Source organism: Romboutsia lituseburensis (assembly GCF_024723825.1).
Taxonomy (GTDB): Bacteria; Bacillota; Clostridia; order Peptostreptococcales; family Peptostreptococcaceae; genus Romboutsia_F; species Romboutsia_F lituseburensis_A.
Genome location: NZ_JANQBQ010000001.1, coordinates 2,118,771 through 2,134,802, shown reverse-complemented (window position 1 = coordinate 2,134,802; position 16,032 = coordinate 2,118,771). Strand labels below are relative to the sequence as shown.

Annotated in this window: 16 protein-coding genes and 1 rRNA gene; all 17 read left to right on the top strand. The window is 30.9% G+C overall.

The genetic code is table 11. The annotated features are described in order from the left end of the window. The first annotated feature begins 62 nt into the window (after positions 1-62). The 17 genes from NWE74_RS10230 to NWE74_RS10150 all read left to right on the top strand — a co-directional run bounded on the left by NWE74_RS10230 (position 63) and on the right by NWE74_RS10150 (position 15,902). On the top strand, positions 63-1,133 hold the full coding sequence (locus NWE74_RS10230) for a pyridoxal phosphate-dependent aminotransferase (RefSeq protein ID WP_258243076.1): 1,071 nt from the start codon (positions 63-65) through the stop codon (positions 1,131-1,133). 1 nt (position 1,134) lies between these two features. Further along, positions 1,135-2,034, top strand: coding sequence for a cobalamin biosynthesis protein (locus tag NWE74_RS10225; protein ID WP_258243075.1), 900 nt, complete (start codon positions 1,135-1,137; stop codon positions 2,032-2,034). After that, positions 2,010-2,642, top strand: coding sequence for a cobalt-precorrin-8 methylmutase (locus NWE74_RS10220; protein WP_258243074.1), 633 nt, complete (start codon positions 2,010-2,012; stop codon positions 2,640-2,642). Before NWE74_RS10225 ends, NWE74_RS10220 begins: the two co-directional genes overlap by 25 nt. A gap of 8 nt (positions 2,643-2,650) precedes the next feature. Beyond that, positions 2,651-3,799 carry a cobalt-precorrin-5B (C(1))-methyltransferase CbiD gene (gene cbiD / locus NWE74_RS10215; RefSeq protein WP_258243073.1) on the top strand — a complete coding sequence of 383 codons (1,149 nt, stop codon included), beginning with the start codon at positions 2,651-2,653 and terminating at the stop codon, positions 3,797-3,799. After that, complete coding sequence (locus tag NWE74_RS10210; RefSeq protein WP_258243072.1) at positions 3,796-4,404, top strand: cobalt-precorrin-7 (C(5))-methyltransferase; 609 nt, start codon at positions 3,796-3,798, stop codon at positions 4,402-4,404. The genes cbiD and NWE74_RS10210 overlap by 4 nt, the downstream gene beginning before the upstream one ends. 26 nt (positions 4,405-4,430) lie before the next feature. Beyond that, positions 4,431-4,991: a decarboxylating cobalt-precorrin-6B (C(15))-methyltransferase gene (locus tag NWE74_RS10205; RefSeq protein ID WP_258243071.1), complete on the top strand. Its 561-nt coding sequence runs from the start codon at positions 4,431-4,433 to the stop codon at positions 4,989-4,991. Between the two features lies 1 nt (position 4,992). Then, positions 4,993-5,748 (top strand): cobalt-precorrin-4 methyltransferase, encoded by a 756-nt coding sequence (locus NWE74_RS10200; RefSeq protein WP_258243070.1) that lies wholly within the window; start codon positions 4,993-4,995, stop codon positions 5,746-5,748. Further along, complete coding sequence (cbiG, locus tag NWE74_RS10195) at positions 5,732-6,829, top strand: cobalt-precorrin 5A hydrolase (RefSeq protein ID WP_258243069.1); 1,098 nt, start codon at positions 5,732-5,734, stop codon at positions 6,827-6,829. The genes NWE74_RS10200 and cbiG overlap by 17 nt, the downstream gene beginning before the upstream one ends. After that, entirely contained in the window at positions 6,826-7,551 is a 726-nt protein-coding gene (gene cobJ / locus NWE74_RS10190; protein ID WP_258243068.1) for a precorrin-3B C(17)-methyltransferase, read from the top strand. The genes cbiG and cobJ overlap by 4 nt, the downstream gene beginning before the upstream one ends. Beyond that, positions 7,548-8,297 (top strand): cobalt-precorrin-6A reductase, encoded by a 750-nt coding sequence (locus NWE74_RS10185; RefSeq protein WP_258243067.1) that lies wholly within the window; start codon positions 7,548-7,550, stop codon positions 8,295-8,297. The genes cobJ and NWE74_RS10185 overlap by 4 nt, the downstream gene beginning before the upstream one ends. A gap of 24 nt (positions 8,298-8,321) precedes the next feature. After that, entirely contained in the window at positions 8,322-9,122 is an 801-nt protein-coding gene (locus NWE74_RS10180) for a sirohydrochlorin cobaltochelatase (RefSeq protein WP_258243066.1), read from the top strand. Positions 9,123-9,143: 21 nt separating this feature from the next. Then, entirely contained in the window at positions 9,144-9,863 is a 720-nt protein-coding gene (locus NWE74_RS10175; RefSeq protein ID WP_258243065.1) for a cobalt-factor II C(20)-methyltransferase, read from the top strand. A gap of 30 nt (positions 9,864-9,893) precedes the next feature. Then, on the top strand, positions 9,894-10,799 hold the full coding sequence (gene hemC, locus NWE74_RS10170; protein ID WP_258243064.1) for a hydroxymethylbilane synthase: 906 nt from the start codon (positions 9,894-9,896) through the stop codon (positions 10,797-10,799). Then, positions 10,789-12,294: a uroporphyrinogen-III C-methyltransferase gene (gene cobA, locus NWE74_RS10165; RefSeq protein WP_258243063.1), complete on the top strand. Its 1,506-nt coding sequence runs from the start codon at positions 10,789-10,791 to the stop codon at positions 12,292-12,294. The genes hemC and cobA overlap by 11 nt, the downstream gene beginning before the upstream one ends. 124 nt (positions 12,295-12,418) lie before the next feature. Further along, positions 12,419-13,393 carry a porphobilinogen synthase gene (hemB, locus tag NWE74_RS10160; RefSeq protein ID WP_258243062.1) on the top strand — a complete coding sequence of 325 codons (975 nt, stop codon included), beginning with the start codon at positions 12,419-12,421 and terminating at the stop codon, positions 13,391-13,393. Between the two features lie 136 nt (positions 13,394-13,529). After that, entirely contained in the window at positions 13,530-14,126 is a 597-nt protein-coding gene (locus NWE74_RS10155; protein ID WP_258243061.1) for a precorrin-2 dehydrogenase/sirohydrochlorin ferrochelatase family protein, read from the top strand. A 273-nt stretch (positions 14,127-14,399) separates the two neighbouring features. Further along, positions 14,400-15,902 (top strand): 16S ribosomal RNA (locus NWE74_RS10150). Positions 15,903-16,032: the final 130 nt, after the last annotated feature.

Here is a 16,032-nt window from a genome sequence, read left to right as displayed (position 1 = left end):
CTTAAGCAAATTGAGATGCCTGAATTTATTTAGGTATAAATTGAAAATTAGGGGGTGGACATATGAAAGACTTAGGTCATGGAGCTAATGTAAATGAAATAGCGCAAATGTATAATATAGACCCAAAAAAGATAATTGATTTTAGCTCAAACATAAATCCTAAAGTAGTACCTGATTTAGATAAATATATTCTTGAAGGATTAGAGAACTGTAAGGGCTATCCAGATATAACTTATACAAGTTTAAAAAATAATATATCAGAATATATAGGTTTAAATTCAGATTTTATAATACCTGGAAATGGTGCAACAGAAATAATTTATTTATTAATGAAGAGTATAGGCAAAAGACTAGCTATATTAAATCCTACTTTCTCAGAGTATGGAAGAAGTGCAAGTTTAAGTGGATTAGATGTTTTAAATTTAGACTTAGATAGTAAAAATGAATTTTCTATAGATTTAAATCAAATAAAAGAAAATATTGATAAATTTGATAGTTTGTTTGTGTGTAATCCAAATAATCCAAATGGTAAAGTAAAAGATTTAACAGAATTACTTAATCTAATGAAACAACATAATAAGCTGCTTATAGTAGATGAAACTTTTATGGAATTTGTAGGATTAGAAGAAAATTTTAGTTTAGTAAAATATGTAGAAGAATATAAAAATCTATTTATACTTAAAGCTGTTACTAAATTTTTTGGATTACCAGGTTTGAGATTAGGATATGGGCTAACTAGCAACATAGAAATAATTGAAAATATTTATAAATATAAAGAGCCATGGACAATAAATTCATTTGCAGATACATTATCAAATTATATATTTAAGGATAGACAATATATAAAAGAAAGCAAAGAATATTATATAAAAGAACGTAACTATATGCTAAAAGAACTAAGAAGTATAAGTGAGATAAATGTATATGATACAGATACTAATTTTATACTAATTAAGCTCAATAATAGAAGGTCTAATGAAATAAAAGTCGAATTATTAAATAAAGGGAATATTCTTGTAAGAGATGCATCGAATTTTATCGGATTAGATGATAGTTACATAAGAGTAGCTATAAAATCTCATGAAGAAAATGAAATCCTTATAAAACATATGAAAAATTTATTAGGTGATTAGAATGAAATATTATGGTATTTGTCCAGCATCGTGTGGCGAATTTGTTCAAGGCATTAGGGACAAAGAAGAGTATTTGAGCTCATATGCAATAGATATGTATTCAATAGTAACTCTAGAAGAAAAATTAAACAATATAAGTTTAGGACCATCAAAATCTAGAAAAGCAATAGAAGAAGTATTTAAAAAATTTAGATTGCCAGTTAAAGATAGTAAAAATATATCTTTAAATATTGATAGCCAAATTCCTGTTGGAAAGGGAATGGCAAGCTCTACGGCAGATATAGGAGCTACAATATTTGCTACATTAGATTTAATAAATAAAAATTTAACTGGTGAAGAAATATCTAAGTTAGCATCAACAATAGAACCAACAGACTCTACATACATAGAGGAGAATTGCATATTCAATCCACTAAATGGAGAAGTGATAAAGTATATAGGAAATATAAAAAATTCTAAAGTAATAATATTAGAACCTAATAAAACTTTAGACACTATGAAGATTAGAAATACTCCTAATTATAAGGATATAAAACTTCAAAATAAAGAGATTATAAAAGAATCATTTTATTTACTAGAAGAAGGAATAAGAAAAAATGACCTATCTATAATAGGTAAAGCTTGCACAATGAGCGGTCTGGCTAATGAAAATATAGATGAAAAAGAAGGTCTTAAAGAAATTATAGAAATATCTCAAAACTATGGAGCTTATGGTGTTAATATTGCTCATAGTGGAACTGTAGTTGGTATATTAATTGATGAACACATGGATGATAAAAAACTTATAGAAAAGCTAAAAAGTTATAAATTAGATAAAGTTTATAACAAAATATATACGCATAATATTATAGATGGTGGAATTAGGAGGAAATTAGAATGGAATACATCAAAAATCCTATGAAAATAGAAGAAAAAAGTTTTGAAATGATACAAGACATAATAGATGAAATAAGACCAGGCTATGAATTTAAAAATAACGTTGAAGAGAAGATAATAAAACGTTCAATACATACAACAGCGGATTTTGAATATCTAGATATTCTTAAAATATCAGATAAAGCAGTAGAAAGCATAATAGATGCGCTTAAAAATAATGCAACTGTATATACAGATACAAATATGGCATTAAGTGGGATAAATAAAAAAAGATTAGAATCTTTAGGATGTAAGTACAAATGCCTAGTAGCAGATGAAGAAACTGCAAAATTAGCTAAAGAAAAATCTATTACTCGCTCAATGGCAGCTGTAGAAATAGCAGCAAAAGAGCCAGGAAGAAAATTATTTGTATTTGGTAACGCTCCAACAGCATTATATAAAGCTATGGAAATGAAAAATTCTAATGAATTAGAATTAGATGCTATTGTAGGCGTGCCAGTAGGATTTGTAGGGGCAGCAGAATCTAAAGATGAATTAGAAAAAACAGATATACCATATATAATTTCAAAAGGAAGAAAAGGTGGTAGCAATTTAGCAGCAGCTATAATTAATGCTATTTTATACACTATGTAGGTAATAGTATGGAAGAATATGTGTATATAGATGGTAAAAAGTATAAAAGAGGATATACAACAGGTTCTTGTGCTACTGGAGCAGCAAAAGCTGCAACTTATATGCTATTAACTAAAAAGAGAACAGAAACTATAAATATAGATACACCTAAAGGAATTTTTCTAACACTTAAAGTAGATAACATAGTTATTATGGATAATTATGTGGAGTGTTCTATAGAAAAAGATGGCGGAGATGATATTGATGCAACGCATACTATGCATATTCATGCTAGAGCCGAAATTATTAAAAAACAAGGTGATGAAGATATAGTTGTATGTGGCGGAAATGGTATAGGAGTTGTAACTAAAAAAGGTCTTAGTGTAGAAGTAGGAAAGGCAGCTATAAATCCTGTTCCTATGAAAATGATAAATAGTGAAATAAGAAAAATAATTGGTGATGATAGTAGCCAGTATTTAGATGATGATAAAGCTTTAAAAATAACTATATTTGCACCTAAGGGAGAAGAAATTGCTAAAAAAACATTTAACCCAAGATTAGGAATAATAGGTGGAATATCGATTATAGGAACAACAGGAATTGTTGAACCTATGAGTGATGAAGGTTGGAAAAAATCGTTATCAATAGAACTTCAAATGAAGAAAGAACAAGGCTTAAATAAAATAATCTTAGTTCCTGGTAATCATGGAGAACAGTTTATAAAAGAAAATTTGAACTTAGATATGAAATATGTAGTTAGAACAAGTAACTTTATAGGTTATATGCTAAAGGAAGCTCAAAGAATGGGATATAAGGAAATTCTTATGGCTGGTCATATTGGTAAATTTATAAAATTATCAGCAGGAATATTTAACACTCATAGTAAAGTTGCAGATGCTAGAAGTGAAATATTAGTTTCAAATTTAGCTATGATGGGAGCACCATACGAGTTTTTAAAAAAAATTAATGAATGTTTAACTGCAGAAGAAGCTGTTGAAATTATAGATAATAGTGAGTATAAAGACTTTTACAATTTGATATGTAACAAGTGTAAGTTTAAAGTAAATCAATATTTAGGTGATGATGAAATAAAAGTAGAGGTCATGATATTCTCTATGGACAAGACCTTACTAGGAAAATCTAATAATACAGACAGTTTAGTGGAGGTATTTAGATGATAAATGTTATAGGCTTAGGTCCAGGAAACACAGATTACATAACGAAGCTAGGAGAAAAGCTACTAAATAGCTCTGATGTAATAATTGGAGGGAAAAGAAATTTAGAATCTATTACAGATTTCAAAGGAAAAAAAATAGAGCTAGCCTCAAACTTAAAAGAAATAATAGAGTACATAAATAATAATAAAGATAAACAGATATCTGTACTAGCATCAGGAGATCCATTTATTTATGGAATAGGGAGATATTTATCTAAAAATATAGAACCAAAAGATTTAAATGTAGTATCTGGAATAAGTTCATTACAGTATATTTTTTCAAAGGTACATATAGATATGAATGATTTATATATAACTAGTAGTCATGGAAAGACACCAGATTTTGATTATGTATTAGATCATAAAAAAGTATGTATGGTAACTGATAAAATAATAGGTCCAAAAGAGATCTGTAAAGAAATTTTAAAAAGAGATTTAGATAGAACAGTAATTGTTGGAGAAAATTTATCTTATGACAATGAAAAAATAACTATAGGAAGCCCAGAGGAAATATTGAATATAGATGAATTTGATATGTGTGTAGTAGTAATACTTGAAGATTATTAAAGTCATAAAATAGGTGGAGATTGCACATGAAAAATAGTGAGTTTATAACAGGAAAAGTTCCTATTACAAAAGAAGAAGTAAGGGCCATATCTATAATGAAATTAGATTTAGTAAATGCTAAGAGATTTATAGATGTAGGAGCAGGGACAGGAAGTGTAACTGTAGAAGCAGCGTACAATTATCCAAATCTAGATGTTATATCAATAGAAAGAAATGATAGTGCATTAGAGTTAATAAATAAAAATGTAGATAAATTTAATTTGAAAAATGTTGAAATTATCAAAGGATATGCCCCCGTAGAAATAGATAAAAAAGTAGATGCTATATTCTTAGGAGGTACAGGCAATAACCTAAATGAAATTTTATCATGGTCTAAGAATTTATTAATTGATGGCGGAAGGTTAGTTGCTAATTTTATTATAGTAGAAACATTTAATGAGACACTTAGATTATTAAGAGAATATGGATTTGAAAATATAGATGTTTCAGTTTTAAATGTATCAAAATTAGAAAAGCTGGGAAGAGGAGAATATTTTAAACCTCTAAACCCAATTTATATAATATCTTGTGAAAAAGGGAGAGATTAATATGTTAAATAAAGTACATTTTGTAGGAGCAGGACCAGGGGATAAGGAATTAATAACTCTTAAAGGATATAAGCTTTTAAGTAATGCTGATGTAGTTATATATGCAGGATCTTTAGTAAACCCAGAACTTTTAGAATATTGTAAAGAGGGATGTGAAATACACAATAGTGCACATATGGATTTACAAGAAATAATAGATGTAATGGAAAAAGGTGTTAAAGCTGGAAAATCAGTTGTAAGACTACAGACAGGTGATTTCTCTATATATGGATCAATAAGAGAGCAAGTTGAAGATTTAAATAAATTAGAAATTGACTTTGATTGTACTCCAGGAGTAAGTTCATTTTTAGGGGCAGCTTCTGCGTTAGGTGTTGAGTACACAGTTCCAGAAATATCTCAAAGTGTAATAATTACAAGAATGGAAGGAAGAACTCCAGTTCCAGCTAAAGAATCAATAGAATCTTATGCAGCTCATCAAACATCTATGGCAATATTTTTATCAGTACAGGATATAGAAAAAGTCGTAGAAAGGTTACATGAAGGGGGATATCCAATGGATACTCCAATAGCTGTTGTATATAAAGCTACATGGGCAGATGAAAAAATAGTTAGAGGTACTTTAGAAGATATAGCTGATAAAGTAAGAGAAAATGGAATAAAAAAGACTGCTTTAATATTAGTTGGTAAATTCTTAGGAACAGATTACAATAATTCGAAGTTGTATGATAAGGACTTCAAACATGAATACAGAAAATAAAAATATAGCAATAGTTTGTATAACAGAAAATGGAAAAAATCTAGCATTGCAAATAAACTCTTTAATAAAAGAAAGTCATGTTTACATAGTAAAAAATAAAAAAAATAACTTGAAATTAGATACTAAAAAAGAAAATGTATTTTTAATTGAAGAGAAGTTAAGTGAATTAGTTCAAAAGTTATTTATTAAATATGACTATATATTATTTATAATGGCAACGGGTATAGTTGTTAGGATTATAGCGCCACATGTACAAAGTAAGTTTAGTGATCCAGCCATACTAGTAACTGATGAAAAAGGTATGAATATCATAAGTTTACTAAGTGGTCATATGGGTGGAGCTAATGAAATGACTAATTACATAAGTAGACTAATAAATGCTAACCCGGTGATAACAACAGCAACGGATGTTAATAAAAAATCATCATTAGATATGATTGCAAAGAAGCTAGATGCTCATATAGATAATTTTAGAGACAATGTAAAAGATGTAAATGCAATGATTGTTAATAATCAAGAAGTTGGTATTTATATAGATGGAAAATACGAAGTAGATACTAGAGGGTTTAAAGTCTTACAAAGTATAGAAGAAATAAAAAACTTTGATAAGGTAGTTGTTATAAGCCATAAAAATAAAGTTTTTGATTATATAAAATATAGATTAGATAAAGCATATGTACAAGAAAAAATAATTAAAGTTATTCCAAAAGATATAGTTATAGGAATTGGATGTAGAAGAAATACAGAAAGCCAATTGTTACAAGAGTCACTAAACGATTTGTTACAACAACACAATATAGACTCTAAAGCTATAAAGAATATTGGAAGCATAGATATTAAATATAATGAAAAAGCGATTATAGATTTAGCAAATTATTATGATGTAGAATTTAAAACTTTTTCAGCAGAAGAAATATCAAAAGTAGATTATTTGTATGATAAATCAGAGTTTGTAAAAAAGAATGTTGGCGTATATTGTGTAGCAGAGCCTGTAGCACATATATTAAGCAGTGGAAATTTAATAATAAAAAAACATAAATTTAGAGGAATAACAATTTCGGTAGGGAGAGTGACTAAATGATATACGTTATAGGTATAGGGCCAGGAAGTAAAGAATTAATGACTATGCAATGTATAGAAGCTATAAAAGATTCTGAGGTTATAGTAGGATACAAAACATATATAAACTTAATAACAGATTTAATAGAAGATAAAGAAGTAGTACAAAATGGAATGAGACAAGAAATTGATAGATGTAAAGAAGCTGTTGAAATAGCTAAAACTGGTAAAAAAGTAGCTGTCATAAGTAGTGGAGATGCAGGAATATATGGTATGGCAGGATTAATATTAGAATTAACTTCAAAAGAAGAAAAAAATATAGATGTAAAAGTAATACCAGGAGTTACAGCTAGTATAGGAGCAGCAGCAATATTAGGAGCACCTATAATGCATGATTTTTGTCATATAAGTTTAAGTGATTTATTAACTCCTTGGGATGTAATTGAAAAAAGATTAAGATTAGCAGCTGAAGCTGATTTTGTTATTTGTTTATATAATCCAAGAAGTAAAGGTAGAAGTGAACATTTAGCTAAAGCATTTGAAATAATGGGTGAGTTCAAAGCTGGAAGCACTCCTGTTGGAATAGTAAAAGATGTAGGAAGAGAAAAAGAAGAAAAGTTTGTATGTACGTTTGATACTATGGACTTTGAGAGAGTAGATATGACTACTATGGTTGTAATAGGTAATAAATCAACATTTATACATGATGACTTAATGATAACTCCTAGAGGTTATACTGTATGATTTTAGTTTTGGGAGGAACATCTGACAGCTTAGAGATATGCAGCATATTAAACAAAAAGAAAGACTTGTCATACAAACTTTCCGTAACAACTAGTTACGGAGAAGACCTTGCAAAAAAACATGCAAAAGATGTCGTAACAGGTAAATTATCTAAAGAAGATATGATAACTTTTATAAAACAAAATAATGTAAATAAAATAATAGATGCAACGCATCCGTATGCTGTTGAAGTTTCTAAAAATGCAATTGAATGTTCAAATGAATTAAATATAGAATACTTAAGATATGAGCGAAATTCATTGATTGATGAAATAAATTATAACAATAAGTATATAGTTAGCTCTATTGAAGAAGCTTGTGAGATTGCTAGAGAAAAAGGAAAAAATATATTTATAGGAACTGGAAGCAAAAATCTACCTCAGATAGTTGATTATATACCTGACAGAAATTTAATTGTAAGAGTACTACCAACAGCTGAAGTAATAACAAGTTGCGAAAGTTTAGGGTTAAATGCAGATAATATAATAGCTATGAAAGGCCCTTTTAGTCAAGGTATAAATGAAGAGTTTTATAAACACTATGATGTAGATGTAGTTGTTACGAAAGAAAGTGGTATAAATGGTGGATTTTTAGAAAAGGTAAATGCCTGCGAGACATTAAATATACCAGTGGTTATAATAACTAGACAGAAAATGGATTATCCTAACGTAGTTAATGATATTAAAGAATTAGAACATTTATTATAAATTTTTATATAAGGTGGATTGAGCATGAAAAAAGCAATTTTAGTAGTTAGTTTTGGGACAAGTTATAAAGAAACAAGAGAAAAAACAATAGAAGCTTGTGAGAGAAAAATAAAAGAAGGTCTAGATGGATATGATTTTCATAGAGCATATACTTCTAACATGATAATAAAGAAGTTAAAAAATAGAGATGGTATAAACATAGAAAACCCAATACAAGCTTTAGATAGATTGTATGATGAAGGGTATGAAGAAGTTATAGTTCAAACTCTTCATATAATATGTGGAGAAGAATTTAATAAACTAAAAGAACAAGTTGAAAGCTACCAAGGTAAATTTAAAAAAATTATATTAGGTAGACCATTATTAACATATATTGATGATTATAAAGAAGCCGTTGAAGCTATTAATCATCAAATACCACAAATGGAAGAAGATGAAGCTGTAGTATTTATGGGACATGGGACATTCCATGAATCTCATTCATCATATCCGGCATTAGAGTATATGTTAAGAGATGCTGGAATAAATGCATATGTAGGAACTGTTGAAGGTTATCCAGAATTAGATCAAGTTATTGACAGGTTAAAGGTGAATAATATTAAAAAAGTAAATCTTATGCCTTTCATGTTAGTTGCAGGAGACCATGCTATAAATGATATGGCAGGAGACGAAGAAGATTCTTGGAAAACTATATTAGAAGAACATGGATTTGAGATAAAAGTGCATTTAAAAGGATTAGGAGAAAATCCTTATATACAAGATAAGTTTATGAACCATGCACATGATTGTATAGAAAAATTAAACCAATTAGAAGAAATATGTTAATTAACTAGGAGGAGATTGAAAATGGCAAAATTTTATGGAATAGGAACAGGACCTGGAGATAGCTCATTATTAACAGTTAAAGCAGTAGAAACATTAAAAAATTTAGATATATTATATACACCAGAAGCTAGAAAAGGTGGAGAAAGTTTAGCATTATCTATAGTAAGTGAATACTTACCAGAATCATTAGAAATAAAATCTAGACATTTTCCAATGAACTTTAATGATGGAGAAAAGATATTAGCGTGGAATCAAGTTGCCGATGAAATAGTAGAAGATGTAAAAGAAGGTAAAAATGTTGGATTTGTAACTTTAGGGGATCCAATGATATATAGTACATATGTATATATAATGGAAAGACTTATAGGAAGTATAGATGTAGAAACTATACCAGGAATATCTTCATTCTCTAACATAGCATCTAATCAAAATTTCCCATTAGTTATGGATAGAGAACCATTAATAATAATTCCTTGCACAATAGAGGAAGAAAAGATAGATTATGCACTAGAAAATTATAGCTCTATAGTTTTAATGAAGGTTTATAAAAACTTTAAAGAGATAGTTTCTAAATTAGAAAGAAATGGACTTATAGAGTATTCTATATTAGTAAGCAATTCGTCACAAGATGGGGAAGTGGTATATAATGATTTAAGAGAAGTAAATCTTGAAGAAAAAATATCGTATTTCTCAACTATCCTAGTTAATAAGGAAGTAAAAAAAGCAGTTAAAGTAGGATAATCAAAGGAAAGTCCAAAGGAGATTTGAGTCATGAAAATAGTAGTTGGAACTAGGGGGAGTAAGCTGGCAGTTACTCAAACTAACTGGGTTATAGATAGATTAAAAGAAAAAAATCCTAGTGTAGAATTTGAAGTTAAAATAATAAAAACTAAAGGCGATATAATACAACACGTAAGCCTTGATAAAATAGGAGATAAGGGATTATTTGTAAAAGAGATAGAACAACAGCTCTTAGATGGTGGAATTGATATGGCTGTTCATAGTATGAAAGACATGCCATCATCATTACCAGAAGGGTTGAAATTTGCAAGTATTCCAAAGAGAGAAGATCCAAGAGATGTATTAATACTTAAAGAGGGATATAGTTCTCTAGAAGATTTGCCAAAAGGTGCAACAATAGGTACAGGGAGTAAAAGAAGAAAATATCAATTATTAAATCATAGACCAGATTTAAATATAGTGTCTATAAGAGGTAATGTAGACACAAGAATAAGAAAAATAGTAGATGAAAACTTAGATGGAGTAGTATTAGCTGCATCTGGAATCTTAAGAGTAGGTTTAGAAGAAAAAATTAGTTATTATTTACCTACAGATATAGTTGTACCAGCACCAGCGCAAGGTGCATTAGCTATAGAAATAAGAAAAAATGAACCTAAAATAGATGAAGTAATAAACTCTTTAAAAGATGAAATAACGGAAATTCAGGTTGCTGCTGAAAGAGGATTTCTGGATGGAGTAAATGGAAGTTGTCATATTCCTATGGGTGCTTACTGTAAAGTTGATGGAGAAACAATAAATCTTACTGGATTGTATGGAGATGAAGAAGGTAAGGTATTAGTTATAAAATCAATGGAAGGTAGTGTACATGCACCAAGAGAATTGGGAATAGAATTGGCTAAATTAATTTTAAAGGAGTATGATGGTCATGAAAGGTAAGGTTTATTTAGTAGGAGCAGGGCCTGGAGATTATAAGTTATTAACACTAAAAGGGCTAGAGTGTATAAAAAAAGCAGATGTTATAGTTTATGATAGATTAGCAAATATAAACTATCTAAAAGAAGCTAAGCCTAATTGTGAGTTTATATATGTAGGTAAAGCATCTAGCAATCATGCACTTCCTCAGGATGATATAAATAGAGTAATCGCTGATAAAGCTAAAGAAGGAAAAATAGTAACAAGGCTTAAAGGTGGAGATCCATATGTATTTGGAAGAGGTGGAGAAGAAGGCGAAGTTTTATTCTCAGAAGGTATAGATTTTGAAGTTATACCAGGAATAACTTCTGCGATAGGTGGATTATGCTATGCAGGTATACCTATAACTCATAGAGACCATGCATCCTCTTTCCATGTTATAACAGGACACCTTAGAGATGATGATAAAGAAAATCCAGAAATAAACTGGAATGCTTTAGCTAATACAAATGGAACTCTAGTATTTTTAATGGGAGTTGCAAATTTAGAAAAAATCAGTGCAAATCTAATAAAAGAAGGTAAATCTAAAGATACTCCAGTTGTACTTGTAAGTTGGGCGACTAGATATAATCAAAGAGTTATAACATCTACATTAGAAAATGTATATGAAACGGCAGTAAGAGAAAATGTAAAACCTCCTACTTTAATAGCGGTTGGAGAAGTAGTAGGATTAAGAGATAAGTTAAACTTCTTTGAGAATAAGCCTTTATTTGGAAAAAGTATAATGGTTACTAGATCAAGAACTCAAAGCAGTAGTTTAGTAGAAAAAATAATGGACTTAGGAGGGAATCCTATAGAGATTCCTACTATAAAAATAGATAAATTTGAAGATAACACTGAGTTAGAAAATGAAATTAAAAATATTAAAGAATATACTTACTTAGTACTTACAAGTAAAAATGGAGTTGACATATTCTTTGATAAGTTAGATGAAATGGGACTAGATAGTAGAGCATTAGCTAATTTAAAAATTTGTGCTATAGGTTCAGCTACAGCAAAAGAAATTAAAAACAGAGGTATTAATGCAGATATAGTTCCAGGAAAGTTTATAGCAGAATACTTATTTGATGAATTAAAGCCAATTCTAAAGTCTACAGATAAAGTGTTAATGCCTAGAGCTAAAAATGCTAGAGATTTTTTAGTTGATAAAATAGGTGAAATATGTGAAGTAAAAGAAGTTCATACATATGAGACGGTAGTAGATCCTACAAGAAGAGAAGAAGTATTAGAAGTGTTAACTAAAGATGATATTAATTATATAACTTTTGCTAGTTCATCAACTGTTAAAAACTTTGTTGAGATTATAGGTAAAGAAAATATAGATAAATTATCAAATATTAAGATAATATCTATAGGGCCTATAACAACACAAACAGCTAAAGAATTTAACTTAAATGTCTATAAGGAAGCTGAAGTAGCTACTATAGATGGTATGGTTAAAACAATAATTGAAGATTAGTAAAAACTTAAAATTTATAAAATATAATACTTAGTTAGTTAATAAGTTGTACTATCAAAGTTAAAATACTTCATAGGACAACTTATTAATTGTATTAAGTATTATTATATATGGAGGTATTAAAGTGTTAAGACGACCAAGAAGATTAAGAGCAAATAAAGCAATTAGAAATTTAGTGAGAGAAACTAAGTTAAATGTAGAAGATTTTATATATCCATTATTTATAGTAGAAGGAGAAAATATAAAAAGAGAGATTTCATCTTTACCAGATGTATATCACTTCTCAATAGATATGTTAGAAGATGAAATAAAAGAAATTAAAGAGTTAGGCATAGAGCATGTAATATTATTTGGAATTCCTCATGATGATGAAAAAGATGCATGTGGAAGTGAAGGATATAATGATAATGGTATAGTTCAAAGAGCTATAAGAAAAATAAAAGAAATAGATGCAGATATGAACGTAATAACAGATGTATGCATGTGTGAATATACAAGTCATGGTCATTGTGGAATTTTAACAGATAGTGGATATGTAGATAATGATAAAACATTAGAGTACTTAGCTAAAATAGCAGTAAGTCATGCTAAAGCTGGAGCTGATATGGTTGCTCCATCTGATATGATGGACGGAAGAATAAAGGCATTAAGAGAAGCTTTAGATAAAGAGGGATATGAGCATATAGCAATAATGTCATATAGTGTTAAATATGCATCTACATTCTATGGTCCATTTAGAGAAGCTGCAAATTCAGCACCATCATTTGGAGATAGAAAAACGTATCAAATGGATCCTGCAAATAGTGATGAGGCTTTAATTGAGTCTGAATTAGATGTTTTAGAAGGTGCAGATATACTTATGGTAAAACCAGCATTATCGTATTTAGATGTAATAAGAAGAGTAAAAGATAATTATGATTTACCTCTAGCTGCATATAATGTAAGCGGTGAGTATGCAATGCTTAAGTCAGCAGTTAAAAATGGGATATTAAGTGAAGGGGCTATATATGAATCTGTTATGTCTATAAAAAGAGCTGGAGCTGATATAATAATAACTTATTTTGCTAAAGATTTAGCAAAAATGATAAAAAACATGTAAGTGAAATAAAAAAGAGTGACTTATAAGTTGCTCTTTTTTATTTACTTAAAAATATTTAGAGGTTTATTTAAATAAATTAAAAATATATACTTATATTTAGTACTGAATTTGATAATATTTTAAGGAGGAGATGCTAATGTTTTATCCAATAAATTTAAAATTAAAAGATATGGAAGTGACAGTTATAGGTGGAGGAGAAGTTGCATACAGAAAATGTAAAAACTTTTTAAGCTTTGGAAAGACTGTAAGGGTTGTATCAGAAAGTTTTATAGAAAAGTTTTCTACTTTAGATTCTAGAGTAGATATGATAAAGGATTCATATAAGGAAGAATATATAAAATCAAGCTTTATTGTGGTAGCTGCTACAAATAGTAAAGAAGTAAATAAAAAAATAGGAATATACTGTAGGAATAATGGAAAACTAGTTAATGTAGTTGATGATATAGAATTATCAAATTACACAGTACCGTCATGTGTAAAAAGGGGAGATTTACTCATAAGTATATCTACAGGAGGAAATAGTCCATCTTTATCAGCAAAGATAAAAAAAGAACTGGAAAGTAAATATGATAATACATATGATGAGTATGTTAGTCTTTTAGGAGAAATAAGGAAAGAAATAATAGAAAAAATTGAAGATATTTCAGAAAGAAAAAACAAGCTGAATGCATTGGTAAATCTTGATATAGAGGAATTAAAAGTTATAAAGGCTGAATATGAAAATATAAAATAATAAAAAAACTTACAAAAAAGCATTGACGTAATAGTATTAAGGTGATAAAGTATTACTTGTCCTTAAGAAACGGACAAACACAAACGAAAACAACTTCTCAAAAAAGTGTTGACAAATTAAAAGTGATTTGTTAGACTTAAGAAGTTGAAAAAATGAACTTTGAAAATTAAACAGTAGGTTAATTTATAGAAACAAACATAATTCTTTATAGAATTAAACACAAACAACCAAGCCAGATATTCAGATAATGATTAGCTGAGCAATGGACAACTTTTATTTGAGAGTTTGATCCTGGCTCAGGATGAACGCTGGCGGCGTGCCTAACACATGCAAGTCGAGCGATCTTCTTCGGAAGAGAGCGGCGGACGGGTGAGTAACGCGTGGGTAACCTGCCCTGTACACACGGATAACATACCGAAAGGTATGCTAATACGGGATAACATACTTTTATCGCATGGTAGAAGTATCAAAGCTCCGGCGGTACAGGATGGACCCGCGTCTGATTAGCTAGTTGGTAAGGTAACGGCTTACCAAGGCGACGATCAGTAGCCGACCTGAGAGGGTGATCGGCCACATTGGAACTGAGACACGGTCCAAACTCCTACGGGAGGCAGCAGTGGGGAATATTGCACAATGGGCGAAAGCCTGATGCAGCAACGCCGCGTGAGCGATGAAGGCCTTCGGGTCGTAAAGCTCTGTCCTCAAGGAAGATAATGACGGTACTTGAGGAGGAAGCCCCGGCTAACTACGTGCCAGCAGCCGCGGTAATACGTAGGGGGCTAGCGTTATCCGGAATTACTGGGCGTAAAGGGTGCGTAGGTGGTTTCTTAAGTCAGAAGTGAAAGGCTACGGCTCAACCGTAGTAAGCTTTTGAAACTAAGAGACTTGAGTGCAGGAGAGGAGAGTAGAATTCCTAGTGTAGCGGTGAAATGCGTAGATATTAGGAGGAATACCAGTTGCGAAGGCGGCTCTCTGGACTGTAACTGACACTGAGGCACGAAAGCGTGGGGAGCAAACAGGATTAGATACCCTGGTAGTCCACGCCGTAAACGATGAGTACTAGCTGTCGGGGGTTACCCCCCTCGGTGGCGCAGCTAACGCATTAAGTACTCCGCCTGGGAAGTACGCTCGCAAGAGTGAAACTCAAAGGAATTGACGGGGACCCGCACAAGTAGCGGAGCATGTGGTTTAATTCGAAGCAACGCGAAGAACCTTACCTAAGCTTGACATCCTTTTGACCTCTCCCTAATCGGAGATTTCCCTTCGGGGACAGAAGTGACAGGTGGTGCATGGTTGTCGTCAGCTCGTGTCGTGAGATGTTGGGTTAAGTCCCGCAACGAGCGCAACCCTTGCCTTTAGTTGCCAGCATTAAGTTGGGCACTCTAGAGGGACTGCCAGGGATAACCTGGAGGAAGGTGGGGATGACGTCAAATCATCATGCCCCTTATGCTTAGGGCTACACACGTGCTACAATGGGTGGTACAGAGGGCGGCCAAGTCGTGAGGCGGAGCTAATCCCTTAAAGCCATTCTCAGTTCGGATTGTAGGCTGAAACTCGCCTACATGAAGCTGGAGTTACTAGTAATCGCAGATCAGAATGCTGCGGTGAATGCGTTCCCGGGTCTTGTACACACCGCCCGTCACACCACGGGAGTTGGAGGCGCCCGAAGCCGGATAGCTAACCTTTTGGAAGCGTCCGTCGAAGGTGAAGCCAATAACTGGGGTGAAGTCGTAACAAGGTAGCCGTATCGGAAGGTGCGGCTGGATCACCTCCTTTCTAAGGAGAATTACCTACTGTTTAATTTTGAGGGTTCATTCCTCAAAATTAGTACTTAATTGTACTTTAGTACTTTGAAAACTGTATAACATTTAGTGATATGACATCATTTTATATATGAAGAAGATAA

Excerpts from the sequence above, each read along its gene's own strand:
- NWE74_RS10230 (WP_258243076.1), top strand. The coding sequence starts at position 63 with ATGAAAGACTTAGGTCATGGAGCTAATGTAAATGAAATAGCGCAAATG.
- NWE74_RS10225 (WP_258243075.1), top strand. The coding sequence starts at position 1,135 with ATGAAATATTATGGTATTTGTCCAGCATCGTGTGGCGAATTTGTTCAA.
- NWE74_RS10220 (WP_258243074.1), top strand. The coding sequence starts at position 2,010 with ATGGAATACATCAAAAATCCTATGAAAATAGAAGAAAAAAGTTTTGAA.
- cbiD (WP_258243073.1), top strand. The coding sequence starts at position 2,651 with ATGGAAGAATATGTGTATATAGATGGTAAAAAGTATAAAAGAGGATAT.
- NWE74_RS10210 (WP_258243072.1), top strand. The coding sequence starts at position 3,796 with ATGATAAATGTTATAGGCTTAGGTCCAGGAAACACAGATTACATAACG.
- NWE74_RS10205 (WP_258243071.1), top strand. The coding sequence starts at position 4,431 with ATGAAAAATAGTGAGTTTATAACAGGAAAAGTTCCTATTACAAAAGAA.
- NWE74_RS10200 (WP_258243070.1), top strand. The coding sequence starts at position 4,993 with ATGTTAAATAAAGTACATTTTGTAGGAGCAGGACCAGGGGATAAGGAA.
- cbiG (WP_258243069.1), top strand. The coding sequence starts at position 5,732 with ATGAATACAGAAAATAAAAATATAGCAATAGTTTGTATAACAGAAAAT.
- cobJ (WP_258243068.1), top strand. The coding sequence starts at position 6,826 with ATGATATACGTTATAGGTATAGGGCCAGGAAGTAAAGAATTAATGACT.
- NWE74_RS10185 (WP_258243067.1), top strand. The coding sequence starts at position 7,548 with ATGATTTTAGTTTTGGGAGGAACATCTGACAGCTTAGAGATATGCAGC.
- NWE74_RS10180 (WP_258243066.1), top strand. The coding sequence starts at position 8,322 with ATGAAAAAAGCAATTTTAGTAGTTAGTTTTGGGACAAGTTATAAAGAA.
- NWE74_RS10175 (WP_258243065.1), top strand. The coding sequence starts at position 9,144 with ATGGCAAAATTTTATGGAATAGGAACAGGACCTGGAGATAGCTCATTA.
- hemC (WP_258243064.1), top strand. The coding sequence starts at position 9,894 with ATGAAAATAGTAGTTGGAACTAGGGGGAGTAAGCTGGCAGTTACTCAA.
- cobA (WP_258243063.1), top strand. The coding sequence starts at position 10,789 with ATGAAAGGTAAGGTTTATTTAGTAGGAGCAGGGCCTGGAGATTATAAG.
- NWE74_RS10155 (WP_258243061.1), top strand. The coding sequence starts at position 13,530 with ATGTTTTATCCAATAAATTTAAAATTAAAAGATATGGAAGTGACAGTT.